General features: G+C 71.9%; 13 protein-coding genes. 4 read left to right on the top strand and 9 right to left on the bottom strand.

From position 1 onward, the window contains the following. Positions 1–88 precede the first annotated feature (88 nt). The 3 genes from B0E54_RS08565 (at position 89) to trxA (ending at position 2146) form a co-directional block, all read left to right on the top strand. Entirely contained in the window at positions 89–1303 is a 1215-nt protein-coding gene (locus B0E54_RS08565) for a chitosanase (protein ID WP_374109255.1), read from the top strand. A 133-nt stretch (positions 1304–1436) separates the two neighbouring features. Continuing rightward, positions 1437–1829, top strand: coding sequence for a MerR family transcriptional regulator (locus B0E54_RS08560; protein WP_234582735.1), 393 nt, complete (start codon positions 1437–1439; stop codon positions 1827–1829). Then, complete coding sequence (trxA, locus tag B0E54_RS08555; protein ID WP_234582734.1) at positions 1799–2146, top strand: thioredoxin; 348 nt, start codon at positions 1799–1801, stop codon at positions 2144–2146. Before B0E54_RS08560 ends, trxA begins: the two co-directional genes overlap by 31 nt. A gap of 21 nt (positions 2147–2167) precedes the next feature. On the opposite strand, the gene B0E54_RS08550 is transcribed toward trxA, so the two are convergent. The 5 genes from B0E54_RS08550 to B0E54_RS08530 all read right to left on the bottom strand — a co-directional run bounded on the left by B0E54_RS08550 (position 2168) and on the right by B0E54_RS08530 (position 5992). Then, positions 2168–2608, bottom strand: a complete 441-nt coding sequence (locus B0E54_RS08550; RefSeq protein WP_374109256.1) for a cold-shock protein — start codon at positions 2606–2608, stop codon at positions 2168–2170. Between the two features lie 191 nt (positions 2609–2799). Next, the gene (locus tag B0E54_RS08545; protein ID WP_234582733.1) at positions 2800–3345 is read right to left on the bottom strand and encodes a PepSY domain-containing protein; all 546 of its coding nucleotides are present in this window, start codon (positions 3343–3345) and stop codon (positions 2800–2802) included. Between the two features lie 94 nt (positions 3346–3439). Then, positions 3440–3994 carry a DUF5872 domain-containing protein gene (locus tag B0E54_RS08540; RefSeq protein WP_234582732.1) on the bottom strand — a complete coding sequence of 185 codons (555 nt, stop codon included), beginning with the start codon at positions 3992–3994 and terminating at the stop codon, positions 3440–3442. 28 nt (positions 3995–4022) lie between these two features. Continuing rightward, complete coding sequence (locus B0E54_RS08535) at positions 4023–5312, bottom strand: HAMP domain-containing sensor histidine kinase (RefSeq protein ID WP_234582731.1); 1290 nt, start codon at positions 5310–5312, stop codon at positions 4023–4025. After that, on the bottom strand, positions 5309–5992 hold the full coding sequence (locus B0E54_RS08530; protein ID WP_234582730.1) for a response regulator transcription factor: 684 nt from the start codon (positions 5990–5992) through the stop codon (positions 5309–5311). Before B0E54_RS08530 ends, B0E54_RS08535 begins: the two co-directional genes overlap by 4 nt. A gap of 103 nt (positions 5993–6095) precedes the next feature. Between B0E54_RS08530 and B0E54_RS08525 the strand changes: the two genes are divergently transcribed. Then, the gene (locus B0E54_RS08525; RefSeq protein ID WP_234582729.1) at positions 6096–6578 is read left to right on the top strand and encodes a septum formation initiator; all 483 of its coding nucleotides are present in this window, start codon (positions 6096–6098) and stop codon (positions 6576–6578) included. Between the two features lie 137 nt (positions 6579–6715). On the opposite strand, the gene B0E54_RS08520 is transcribed toward B0E54_RS08525, so the two are convergent. The 4 genes from B0E54_RS08520 to B0E54_RS08505 all read right to left on the bottom strand — a co-directional run bounded on the left by B0E54_RS08520 (position 6716) and on the right by B0E54_RS08505 (position 12346). Beyond that, positions 6716–10651 carry a ThuA domain-containing protein gene (locus B0E54_RS08520; protein ID WP_234582728.1) on the bottom strand — a complete coding sequence of 1312 codons (3936 nt, stop codon included), beginning with the start codon at positions 10649–10651 and terminating at the stop codon, positions 6716–6718. 157 nt (positions 10652–10808) lie between these two features. Continuing rightward, positions 10809–11396: a hypothetical protein gene (locus tag B0E54_RS08515; RefSeq protein WP_234582727.1), complete on the bottom strand. Its 588-nt coding sequence runs from the start codon at positions 11394–11396 to the stop codon at positions 10809–10811. 11 nt (positions 11397–11407) lie between these two features. Next, entirely contained in the window at positions 11408–11623 is a 216-nt protein-coding gene (locus B0E54_RS08510) for a hypothetical protein (RefSeq protein WP_234582726.1), read from the bottom strand. Between the two features lie 24 nt (positions 11624–11647). Further along, on the bottom strand, positions 11648–12346 hold the full coding sequence (locus B0E54_RS08505; protein WP_234582725.1) for an SDR family NAD(P)-dependent oxidoreductase: 699 nt from the start codon (positions 12344–12346) through the stop codon (positions 11648–11650). Positions 12347–12395: the final 49 nt, after the last annotated feature.

Below are 12395 nucleotides of genomic sequence, written 5' to 3'. Positions count from 1 at the left end.
GAAGCTCGCGGTGCCCGCCGGGGCCGATCGCCGCGCCGGGCACCGACCGGCCGGCGGCACGCCGCCCCTTCCCCGAGGAACACCAATGGTGCGCAAGAGAACAGCCGCCTACGTCGTGGGCACCCTGCTGACCGGCGTCGCGGCGATCGGCTACGGCCTGCCGTCGGCCAGCGCCGCGACCGCCGGCCCGATCACCGGCCTCGGTGGCAAGTGCGTCGACGTCGCCGGCGCCAACCCGGCCAACGGCACGCCGGTGCAGCTCTACGACTGCAACGGCAGCGCGGCCCAGACGTGGACGGTCGGCAACAGCGACAGCTCGATCCGCGCGCTCGGCAAGTGCCTCGACGTCACCGCCGCGTCGACCGCCAACGGCGCCAAGATCCAGCTGTACGACTGCAACGGCACCGGCGCCCAGAAGTGGAGCGCGGCCAGCGGTGGCGCCCTGATCAACACCGCTTCGGGCAAGTGCCTCGACGTGACCGACCGGAGCACCGCCAACGGCGCCCGACTGCAGATCTGGACCTGCGGCGGCACCACCAACCAGCAGTGGACCCTTCCCGGCGGCGGCACCCCCACCCCCACGCCGACCGCCACCGTCCCGGCCGGCACCAACCTGGACGACCCGGCGAAGAAGGACGTCGCCATGCAGCTCGTCTCGGCGGCGGAGAACTCCTCGCTCGACTGGCGCGCGCAGTTCTCCTACATCGAGGACATCGGCGACGGTCGCGGCTACACCGCAGGCATCATCGGCTTCTGCTCCGGCACGGGCGACATGCTCGAACTGGTCCAGGCGTACACGAACACCAAGCCGGGCAACGTGCTGGCCGGCTACCTGCCGGCGCTGCGCGCCGTCAACGGCACCGCGTCGCACGCCGGCCTCGACCCCAACTTCCCCCGCGACTGGCGCACCGCCGCCAACGACTCGGTGTTCCGGGCCGCGCAGGAGGCCGAGCGGGACCGGGTCTACTTCAACCCGTCGGTCCGCGACGGCAAGAACGACGGGGTGCGGGCGCTCGGCCAGTTCGCCTACTACGACGCGGCGGTCATGCACGGGTACGAGGGGATGCGCCAGATCCGCAGTCGTGCCCTCGCCCGCGCGAAGCCGCCGGCCCAGGGTGGCGACGAGCGGACCTGGCTCAACGCGTTCCTCGACGAGCGGGTCATCGAGATGCGCAAGGAGGAGGCGCACTCGGACACGTCCCGCGTCGACACGGCCCAGCGGGTGTTCCTCAACAACGGCAACTTCAACCTGAACACGCCGCTGACGTTCGCCGTCTACGGCGAGCAGTTCCGCATCGGCTAGTACCCCCACGGCACACGCACCGCCGCTCAGGGCGCCGCACCGCGGTGCCCTGAGCCGCGCCTGGGCACGACCCTTGCCTTGACGCTGACGACAAGGTTTAGCCTGGTCACGACGGGCTGGGCGAGGAGGTTCGATGCTGATCGGCGAGCTGGCTGAACGGGCCGGCACGAGCACCCGGACGCTGCGCTACTACGAGGCGCACGGGTTGGTACGCCCGCAGCGCTCGGCCAACGGCTACCGCGTCTACGACGAGGCGGAGCTGCGGGTCGTCCGGGAGATCCGGGCGCTGCTCGACGTCGGCTTCGGCCTCGACGACGTCCGACCGTTCGTCGCCTGCCTGCGCGCCGGCAACGCGTCCGGCGATGTCTGCCCGGACTCCGTGCTGGTGCTGCGGCGCAAGCTCGCCGAGGTCGACGACTACCTCGATCGGCTCACCGCGGTCCGTCAGCAGTTACGCACCCAGCTCACCCACGCCATCGCGCACCGGGAGAAGACATGCCCCAGGAAACGACAGTCCGCCCCCTGACCACCGTCACCGACGCCACGTTCGCCGAGCTGGTGCTGGCCAGTGACCGGCCCGTCGTGGTCGACTTCTGGGCCGAGTGGTGCCCGCCCTGCAAGATGATCGAGAAGAGCCTCGTCGAGCTGGCGCAGGAGTTCGGCGACCGCATGACCATCGCCAAGCTCAACTCCGACGACAACCCGCAGACCACGCGCCGCTACGCGGTCATGTCGCTGCCGACGCTGTTGGTGTTCCGTCGGGGCGAGGTCGTCGGCTCGGTCGTCGGCTCCCGGCCGAAGCTCCACCTGCGGCAGAGCCTCACCCTGCACGCCGGCCTCTGACCGCCGTGCCGGATCACCGGCTCAGCTCTCGACCCAGCCGTGCGATCTGGCGTGGTCGACAAGCGACTGTCGGATCGCGGAGAGCTGGGCCCCGGTCAGCGTCGGCACCCGCTCGATCAGCAACTCCGTCACCTCGTACGTGAACTCGCGCGGCGACAGGACGTCGCACATCCCGTCGTCCTCGCCGGCCAGCCCGGTCCGGCTCGGTGTGACGGTCGGCGCCCGTTCCGGCCGGGAGACCCCGACCGGCTCGATGATCCGCAGGGACGCCACCTTCAGACCGCGCTCACCGGCCTCCACCTCGTACTCGACGCGCATGCCGGGATGCACGAGATGCCGCTGCTCGCCGAAGTCGTTCGCGTGGACGAAGATGTCCTCTCCGCCCTTCGACGGCGCGATGAACCCGTAACCACGGGCGTCGTCGAACCGGATGACCTTACCTACCGCACCCACCGCCACCACCCACTCCACCACTCGACCAGGCGCCCGACCCGGCTCGCACACGGTCTGCCAACGGTACCGGAGCACAGTGGGTGGCCCGTGGTGAGCGATCTCGTCCGATCGGATGATCCGCGTCAGTGGTGGCACCGGCCCGGTACGCGGCGACGCCCCGACCGCTGTGACTGATGCGGTCGGGGCGTCGCCAGTCCTGGTCAGTCGTCGTCGCCGGAGTCGTCGTCATCGTCGTCGGACTGGTCGCCCTTGTCGTCCGACCGGTCGCCCTTGTCGTCGTCGTCGACCGGCTCCTGCTCGGCCTTGACCACCGAGCCGTTGTCCCGGTCGACGTCCACCTCGTGCTCGGTGTCGCCGGCGACGATCTCGACGCTCCACACCGGACGGCCGTTCTCCTGCTCGGCCTCGACCTCGACGATCTGGCCGCCACCGGCCCTGGCGAGCGCGATCTCACCGGCGCGGTGCGCGTCGACCGCGCTGCCCGTCGGCGGGGTGCCGGCGGACGGCGTGCCGCTCGACGGCGTACCCGACGGGGTTGCGGCCGACGGCGTGCCGCTGGCTCCCGGCGCGACAGCGGTGGCGCTGTCGTCCGGCGCGTCCGTTCCCGTCGGCGCGACGGTCGCCGCGGCGAGCGCCGTGTCGCCGCCCCGCGTGTCGTTCGCGGCGGCGACGCCCAGGGCGACCCCGGCCACGGCCAGCACCGCCGAACCACCGACCGTCGCCAGAAGCAGATTGGTGCGCTTCATCGTGGTGTCCACCTCTCCTCGGTTGTCGACTCCGAGGATCGGTCGGATCGCGATAGCACCGCGCTGTCCGGACCCTAAGGCCGGGTTAAGTCCCTCAGCCGCGCCGGTGGAGTTCCGCTTCGAGCCGCTGGACGAGCGTCTTGCGGTCCTTGCCGGCGTGCTCGTTGCGCAGGGCCGTTCGGAGCTGCCGCGTGTCGAGGCCACGGACCAGCTTGCTGGCCTCGGCGACCGACATCTCCGACATCCGGCCGGCGGTGGTGGCGTCCCGACGTGCCTTCTTCGCCGGCCCGGTGTTGGCGACGTACTGCCTGCCGGTGCGCGAGGCCTCCCGCTTCTTGGTGTCGGTCGCGCGCTTCTGGCTCTCCGACATCTCGTCCCAGGCCTTCTTGGGCAGGTAGCGGCTCGTCGTGCCGTCCTTGCGCGCACGGGTGTCGCCCTCTTTGGTCTGCCACTTCTCGTTGCCCCAGCGCTGGAGCGCTTTCTGCCGCTCGTCCTTTTCGCCCAGGAAACCGCCGCCGCGCTTCTTGTACTCCTGGGTGACCAGCTGTGACTTGCGCGCCGACCACTGTCCCGGCCGGCCGCCCTTGTCGGACGCCTTGATCTCTTCCTTGATCTGCTCTCTGAGCTCGGGTTTCGTATACCGCGCCATGGGTGGCAGCTACCCGGCACCGCAGCGGCTATGCCTCTCGACGCGACGTCGGCGGGCCGAGCCGGAGCAGCACCTGCGCCCCGCCCTGCGGACCGGACCGCAGCTCCAGCCGACCGCCGCCGGCCTGCGCGGCGCGGCGGGCGATGTCCAGGCCGAGCCCGGTCGACCCGGCCGCGCTGGCACCCCGCCGGACCGCGCCCGACGGCATGCCCGGTCCCTCGTCGGCGACGGTGAGCAGCACCTCGCCGTCGTCGCGCGCGAGCCGGACGGTGAAGGGTGTGCCGTCGGGGGTGTGCGCGAAGACGTTGCCGAGCAGGGCGTCCACGGCGGCCGTCAGATCGTCGGCGGGCACCCCGACGGGGAGGGGGCCGGGAGCCAGGTCGAGGTGCACGGCCCGACCGGTGTCCTCGGCCAGCACCGACCAGAACGCCACCCGGTCCGCGACGATCGCCGCGGCATCCGACGCGGCCGTCCCCGTCGTCGGCGCGCGACGCCAGCGGGCCTGCTGGATCAGACCGGTGACCGCCCGTTCGAGCCCGTCGGCGGCGGCGGCGATCCGGGCCGCGTCGTCCGGGTCACGCAGCGACTCCGCCTCCAGCCGCAGCGCCGTCAGCGGCGTGCGCAGTCGGTGCGACAGGTCGGCGACCTGCTCGCGCTCCTGCACCAGGAGAACCTGGATTCGGGCCGCCAGATGGTTGAGAGCACCGGCCACCTCACGCAGCTCCGCCGGGCCGGCGGGCGTGACCCGGGCGTCCAGTTCGGCGTTCGCCAGCCGGTGCGACACGGCGGAGAGGTCGCTGATCGGCCGCACCAGCCTGCGCGCCAGCCGGTCGGCGACCGCCAACCCGATCAGCACCAGCACCACACCCAGCAGCGCCAGCACCAGCCAGGCCCGGGTCACCCCGGCGGTCAGCTCCTGCCGCGGCACCACGATGCGGATCACGCCGGTGCCGTCCGCCCGGCCCTGCACGGCGATGACCACCTCCCGGCCGGCCGCCGACTCCCCGGTGAGGCTCTGGCCGCGCGCCGCCAGGGCCACCGCGGGCGTACGGGGTGCCTGGGCGCCGAGCACCGTGCCGTCGGGCAGGAACACGCTCACCTGTCGACCGGACTCCGCGGCGAGTTGCTCGACGGTGAGCCGGATGGTCGACGCGTCGGCGGTGCCGACGACCGGCACGAGGCTCTGCGCGTCGGCGGTGGCCCGCACGGTGGCCCGGTCCTGGGCGACGGTGCGGACCAGCAGCGCCAGCGGCACCAGGAAGGCGACGAGCGTGAGCACGCTGACCGCCGCGACCAGCAGCGCGAGCCGTGCCCTCACGGCGCCTCCAGTCGCACTCCGACGCCGCGCACGGTGTGCAGGTAGCGGGGCTGCTGGGCGCTCTCCCCCAGCTTGCGGCGCAGCCAGGACAGGTGCACGTCGACAGTCTTGTCGGCGCCGCCGTACGGGATCTGCCAGACCTGGGTGAGCAGCTCGCGTTTGGTGACCACCTGGCCGGGCCGGCCGGCCAGGTGGTGCAGCAGGTCGAACTCGCGCGGCGTCAGCTCCACCGGCGTGCCGTCCAGGGTGACCTGCCGGGACCGGGGGTCGATACGCAGCCCGCCCACGACGAGGGACGGGTCCTGCGCGTCGGCGCTGGCGGGGCCTCGTCGCAGCACCGCTCGGGCGCGGGCGTCGAGCTGCGCGGCGGTGAACGGCTTGACCACGTAGTCGTCGGCGCCCGCGTCGAGGACCCGGACGATCTCGGTCTCGTCGTCGCGGGCGGTGGCGACGATGACCGGCACCGAGCTGACCGCGCGCAGCATCCGCAACAGCTCGCGTCCGTCCAGGTCGGGCAGGCCCAGGTCGAGCACGACCAGGTCGGGTCGGTCCTCCAGCGCGTCGCGCAGCCCGGCCATCGCGGTGGAGGCCGCGGCCACCGCATGGCCGCGTTCCCGCAGTGCCCGGATCAGCGGCGTACGGATCGTCAGGTCGTCCTCGATGAGCAGCAGGCGGGCCACAGCAGGCAGGCTAGCCGCTACCGGTGCCGGCGGGACGCGCGTTAACCGTGCCTTAGCCTCCGGATGTGCTGCCGACAACCACCGATCGGGGATAGTCGGTGGCATGAGCCGTCGTTCTGTCCTCGTCGCCGCCGGTTGGGTGGCCACGGTCGCCGTGGCGACAGTGATCGGGCTGGGCGCGATCCGGCTGGTCGGCGAGAGCATCACCGGCACCCCGGGCGGGATACGCAGCGAGGCGGAGATCGAACGGGCGCTCGCCTCGCCGGAGCCGGTGCCCACCGGCAGCACGGGCACCGGCTCGGCCGCGCCCGGCACCGCGTCACCCGGCCCTGGCACCGCGAGCGCCGCGTCACCGAACCCCGGGGTCCGCCGCAGTTTCGCCACCGGCGGCGGCACGGCCGTGGCCGAGTGCGGCCCCGCCGGCGTACGCCTCGTCTCCTGGGCGCCCGCGCAGGGCTACCGGGTGCACGAGGTGGACCGGGGCCCGGACGACGACGTCGAGGTCACGTTCGAGGGTGCGGCCGGCAGGCACGAGTTGAAGGTCCGGTGCATCGGTGCCGAGCCGGTGGCCGTCGCCGACGACTAGCGGGCCCCGCGCCGTGCACCAGGGTCTTCGGCGAACCCCCCGTGGGCGTTCGACAGGCAGCCCGACCCGAAGTCCAGCAGCTGAGCGACGGGCGTGGCCGGCATTGGATGCCGTGCCGGCCACGTCGTCGCGGTGGTTCAGCTGCTGTAGGCCTCCACCTCCCAGAGCGAGTGGCCGTAGCCGGTGCCCCGGGCCGTGCCGTAGATGCGCAGGTAGCGGCCGTTGGCGCCGAGGCCGCTGTGCTCGTCCACGCCACCGTCGGCGCCGGTAACCGTCTTCACTGTGGTCCAGGTGGTGCCGTCGTTCGAGGTCTGGATCTGGTACGCGCTGCTGTACGCCGCCTCCCAGCTCAGCTTGACCCGACCGATGGCGGTCGGGCTGCCGAGGTCGACGCGGATCCACTGCGGGTCGGAGAACGTGCTCGACCAACGGGTGGTGAGACTGCCGTCGACCGCCTGCGCGCCGGTCACGTCGGCCCCCTCGGTGCTGGACGTCGTCGTCGGCTTGTTCAGCAGCAGGTTGCCGCCGGTCGGGCCGCCGGCGCTCCCGTACACCTCGAACTCGTAGAGCGAGTAGCCCCACGCGGTGCCGCGGGTGGTGCCGAGGAGCCGGACGTACCTGCCGGAGCCGGTGAGCCCGGTCAGGTCGTCCACCCCGCCGTCGCCGCCGGTCACCGTCCGGACCGTGGTGAAGGTGACCCCGTCCGTCGAGGTCTGGATCTGATACCCGCTGCCGTACGCCGCCTCCCAGGTCAGCTTGACCCGGTTGAGGGCGTACGTGGCACCCAGGTCCACGTCGATCCACTGTGGATCACCGAAGGCGCTGCCCCAGCGGGTGCCGGCCACGCCGTCGAACGCGTTCGCCGCGACGAAGGCGCCCTCGAAGCTGGATGCCCGCGCCGGCTTTCCCTTGGCCAGGTTGATGCCGGGGTCCGGGTCGGGGTCCGGGTCCGGCCCGGGACCGCCGGGGCTGGTGGAGAGGGTGAACTCGTCGATGTCGAACCACGGCCCGGCGCCCTTGAAGACCAGGTACAGGGTGCGGGTGCCGGTCGGCGCGGTGACCCCGCCGGTGACCGTGGCGAAGTTGGCGTACCCGCCGGTGGGTGTGACAGTCGCCGAGCCCACCAGCGGCCCGGTGGGCGAGTCGACGCGCAGTTCCAGCGTCCCGCCGCCGCCGGCCGGGGCGCCGACCCGTGCGCTGAACGACTGGATGCCGGTCAGGTTGTAGGGGCGGAACGAGATCCAGTCGTTGTTGTCGACGTAGCCGACCGCCGCGCCGCCGTGCCCGGCCGCCCCGGCGACGATCTGGACACCCGAGGAGTCGCCGAAGTGCTCGGCCTGGCGCACCCGCGGTTGCAGCACGGCCTGGGTGTGCGTGGTCAGCGCCGGTTGGCCGCCCCCGCCCAGATCCGTGTACTCGGCGTCGATGATGCCGAAGATGTTCGCCGCCGTGTCGTGCTCGCCGTCGGCCGAGGTCTGGATGACCCCGGTGCAGCCCTGCACGCTGCCGAGCTGGTGGCCGTGCGAGTCGTGACCGAGGACGTAGTTCACCTTGACCCGGGCGCAGTTGATCGCACCGTCCTGGGCGTCGGTGACGGTGACGCTGAACGGCACCGCGTCGCCGAAGGCGAAGGTCTGCCCGTTCAACGGGGTGTTCACGGTGACCACCGGGGCGCTGTTGCCGACCGTGACGACCACGCTCGCGGTGGCGGTCTTGCCGGTGGTGTCCCGGACCGTCAGGGTCGGGCTGCGGGTCCCGTTGGTGGTGTACGTGAAGCTCGGGTTCGGCGCGGTCGAGTCGGTGGTGCCGTTGTTGTCGAAGTCCCAGGCGTAGGTGAACGGGTCGCCGTCCGGGTCGAGGGTGCCGGCCGAGGAGAAGGCGACGGTCAGCGGCGCGGTGCCGCTGGTCGGGGTGGCGGTGACCTTCGCGACGGGCGCCCTGCCCTCGCGGGCGTACTCGATGCGGTAGAGCGCCGAGTTGGCGTCGCCGTTGAACCAGCCGGTGCCGTAGTCGAGCACGTAGAGCGCGCCGTCCGGGCCGAATTCCATGTCCATGACCTGCGTGCCGGTCCACGGGAACGGGTTGATCTTCAGGGGTTGGCCGGTCGCGTCGAGCTTGACGTTCTTGATCCAGCGGCGGCCGAACTCACCGGCGAAGAAGGTGCCGTCGTAGTACTGCGGGAACGCCACGGGCGAGGTGTTGTTCGGGTCGTACCGGTAGACCGGCCCGGCCATCGGCGACAGCCCGCCGCCGGTGAACTCCGGCGGGGAGCCTGAACCGCCGTACGGCAGCCAGGCCGGGACGGCCGGCGGCAGCTGGTTGATGCCCGTGTTGTTGGGCGAGTTGTTGACCGGCCCACCCGCGCAGTCGAACTTCGGCCCGGACGGCCCGGACGGGAACGTGTAGTCGTTGTAGGCGTCGTTGCGGGCGGTGCAGTACGGCCAGCCGTAGAAACCGGGCCTGTCGATCCGGGCGAACTCCACGTTGCCCGCCGGCCCCCGGTTCGGGTCGGCGGTGCCCGCGTCCGGGCCGTAGTCACCGAGGTAGACGACGCCGGTGGCCTTGTCCACGCTCATCCGGAACGGGTTGCGGAACCCCATCGCGTAGATCTCCGGGCGGGTCCGCGCGGTGCCGGGCGCGAACATGTTGCCGGCCGGGACGGTGTAGCCGCCCGCCGCGCCGGGCTTGATGCGCAGCACCTTGCCGCGCAGGTCGTTGCTGTTCGCCGCCGTGCGCTGGGCGTCGAAGGCCGGGTTACGACCGGCCCGCTCGTCGATCGGGGTGAACCCGGCCGAGTCGAACGGGTTGGTGTCGTCGCCGGTGGACAGGTACAGGTTGCCGGCCGCGTCGAAATCCATGTCGCCGCCGACGTGGCAGCACATGCCCCGGCTGGTGGGCACGTTGAGGATCAGCGTCTCGCTGGCCAGGTTGATGGTGTTGTCCGCGTTCACGGTGAAGCGGGACAACCGGTTGACGCCGTCCCAGACGGCGAAGTCGGCAGGCGTGCCGGTGGCCGGGGCGCCACCTCCCGGTGTGCTCAACGGGGGCGCGTAGTAGGCGTACACCCAGCGGTTGGTGGCGAAGTTCGGGTCGGCCTTGATGCCCTGCAGGCCCTCCTCGTCGCCGGTGTAGACGGCCAGCGTGGCAGCGATCTTGGTGTTGCCGGCCGCGTCGGTGTGCCGGATCACGCCGTCGCGCGAGGTGTGCAGCACACCCCGGTCGGGCAGGACGGTGAGGCTCATCGGCTCGCCGGTCTCGGCAGCCCCCTTGGCCAGCTCCACCTGCTGGAAGTTGGTGGTGACGGTGGGGCCGCAGTCGGCGTCGACCGCCCCGGCCGCGGTCTGGATGCCGCCGAGCAGGTGCTGACGGAAGGCCGTGTCGGTGTACGAGGCGTCGGTGTGGCCGAGGCCGGTGTACCAGGCCCGCCCGCCGGAGTAGTTCTGGCACCAGGAGATCGGGTGGTCGTACCCCATGCTGCCGCCGGTGTAGGTGCTCTCGTCCAGGGTGGCCAGCACGTGCACGTTGCCCCGGGGGTTGGCGCGGTAGTTGTACAACTCGTCGAACCGGCTCCACCGCTGCGGCAGCGCCCGGGTGGACGGGTGCGCCTGGTCGGCGACCGTGACGGTGGCGGTCTGCTCGGCCGGGTGCGAGGCGAAGTACGCGCCGACGAGCCCGCCGTACCAGGGCCAGTCGTATTCGGTGTCGGAGGCGGAGTGCACGCCCACGTACCCGCCGCCGCCGGTGATGTAGCGCTCGAACGCCGCCTGCTGTGCGGCGTTGAGCACGTCGCCGGTGGTGGACAGCCAGATCACCGCCGCGAACCGGTCCAGGTTGGCGTCGGTGAACTGGGCGGCGTCCTCGGTGGCCTCGACGGTGAACCCGTTGGCGGCGCCGAGCTGCTGGATCGCGGTGATGCCGGGGGTGATGGATCCGTGTCGGAATCCGGCGGTCTTGCTGAAGACCAGCACGATGAACGGCGCGGCGCTGGCCGCGGGTGGGGTGGCGACGACGCCGCCCACCACGAGGATCGCGCTCAGCGCAGCGCCGAACCACGCTCTGAGGGATCTGCGCACGGGTAGGTCCTTTCGCGGATGCGGGACGACGTGCGCCGATCACGCCGGGTGGTGGTGTCCATGCATCGTTGCGGCTCGATACCCGGCGCGTCAAGGGTTCTCGCACCATCCGTGAGAGCGTTATCTCCGCAGCTCACAGCGACTCTCAGGGGCAAGATCAGATTACGGTTTCCACGCGGGCTCGCGGCCCTTGCAGCGCCGGTAGCGCCGGCGCGAGCGCCACCAGCATGCACAGCCCGCCCAGGGGCAGCAGGTCGAGCGTGACGGCCGGCAGGATGATGCCGACGAGCAGCACGGCGACGCTCCACCACGGCAGCCGCCGGCGGGCGGCGAGCAGGCCCGCCAGGACGACCAGACCGAGGAAGAACAGCTGCGGTACGACGTCGTAGAAGGCCACCTGGACACCGGGAACGTCCTTGAAGTCCGCGCCGAGCGCCGACATCTCCGCCCGGTCGGCAGCCAGCAGCCCTTCGACGATGTCCGCCCCGAACTGCACCATCGTGGCGGCGAGCCCGACCAGCGTGACAGCCACCACCGCCGTGCGCCACGGGCTGCGGCGCAGCAGGCCGGCCAGGGCCAGGACCACCGGCACGAAGCACACCATGCCCGCAAGGCCGACCAGGTGCGCTGCCTGCCAGTCGAACCCCGGGCCGTACGTCCCGTCGGACTTTCCCCACAGGCGTACGAGCCCGTAACCCACGATGCAGGCCGGCCCGGCGATGACGAAGAATGCGGCGCGTCTCATGGCAGCCATCGTCAGGTGGACGGCACACGGCTGGCCTCCGGGCGCAGCCCCGGTGCGGCCCCGGTTTCCACCTCAGGTCTTCCACCGAGCAACCCTGATCCCCGGCACGCCGGTGAGGGCGGATCATCGACATCGCGCAGGTGGCTGACCAGCATGTCGGCCCCGCCGACGAGACCGAGCACCACGGCGGCCAGGACCAGCACCGACAGGCCGGGCAGGCGGGCCACGGCAGGCAGGCTAACCGTTCGTCATCAGGACCATGCGATCTCACCGTGACGGTCGACGAAGCGGCCCGAGCGATGGCCGGGCCCCTCCGTGGCGAGGGTGACGATGGCGTCCGTGCCCTCGGTGACGGCCTGTGGCCCGCTGTGGCCGTTGAGGTCCGTGGCGGTGTAACCGGGGTCGGCGGCGTTGATGCGGACGTCTGTCAGCGCCTTGGCGTACTGGCTGGTCAGCATGGTCAGCGCCGCCTTCGACGAGGTGTAGACCGGGGCGATGACGCCCGACTCGGCCCGCGACGGGTCGTGCGTGGCCGACAGGGAGCCCATCGCGCTGCTCACGTTGATGATCACGGGGTCGGTCGAGCGGCGCAGCAGCGGCAGGAAGGCGGTGGTCGTCCGCACCACGCCGACGAGGTTGACGTTGAGGACGTCGAGCAGGACGTCGCCGGTCAGGTGGCTCGGGTCGCCGAACGGCCCGTGGACGCCGGCGTTGTTGACCAGTACGTCGATGTGGCCCTCGTGCCTCTCGACGTCGGCGGCGGCAGCGGCGACGGATTCGTCGTCGGTGACGTCGATCTGCACGAACCGCGCGCCGAGGGTGTCGGCCGTCGCGGCGCCGGCCTCGGGGTCACGTGCCCCGACGAGAACGGTGTGACCCAGGCCGATGAGGCGGCGGGCTGTCTCGCGGCCGAGGCCCTTGTTGGCTCCGGTGATGAAGGTGATCGTCATGCGGTCCATCGTTTGCCGTGGCGCATCGGCGTGCCAGAGACGTCACAAC

This window comes from Micromonospora sp. MH99, from assembly GCF_021442385.1.
GTDB lineage: Bacteria > Actinomycetota > Actinomycetes > Mycobacteriales > Micromonosporaceae > Micromonospora.
The sequence above is the reverse complement of the archived record's forward strand: the minus strand, read 5'-3'. Positions and strand labels throughout refer to the sequence as shown.

Excerpts from the sequence above, each read along its gene's own strand:
- B0E54_RS08515 (WP_234582727.1), bottom strand. The coding sequence starts at position 11,396 with ATGAGACGCGCCGCATTCTTCGTCATCGCCGGGCCGGCCTGCATCGTG.
- B0E54_RS08545 (WP_234582733.1), bottom strand. The coding sequence starts at position 3,345 with ATGAAGCGCACCAATCTGCTTCTGGCGACGGTCGGTGGTTCGGCGGTG.
- B0E54_RS08525 (WP_234582729.1), top strand. The coding sequence starts at position 6,096 with ATGAGCCGTCGTTCTGTCCTCGTCGCCGCCGGTTGGGTGGCCACGGTC.
- B0E54_RS08505 (WP_234582725.1), bottom strand. The coding sequence starts at position 12,346 with ATGACGATCACCTTCATCACCGGAGCCAACAAGGGCCTCGGCCGCGAG.
- B0E54_RS08540 (WP_234582732.1), bottom strand. The coding sequence starts at position 3,994 with ATGGCGCGGTATACGAAACCCGAGCTCAGAGAGCAGATCAAGGAAGAG.
- B0E54_RS08560 (WP_234582735.1), top strand. The coding sequence starts at position 1,437 with ATGCTGATCGGCGAGCTGGCTGAACGGGCCGGCACGAGCACCCGGACG.
- trxA (WP_234582734.1), top strand. The coding sequence starts at position 1,799 with ATGCCCCAGGAAACGACAGTCCGCCCCCTGACCACCGTCACCGACGCC.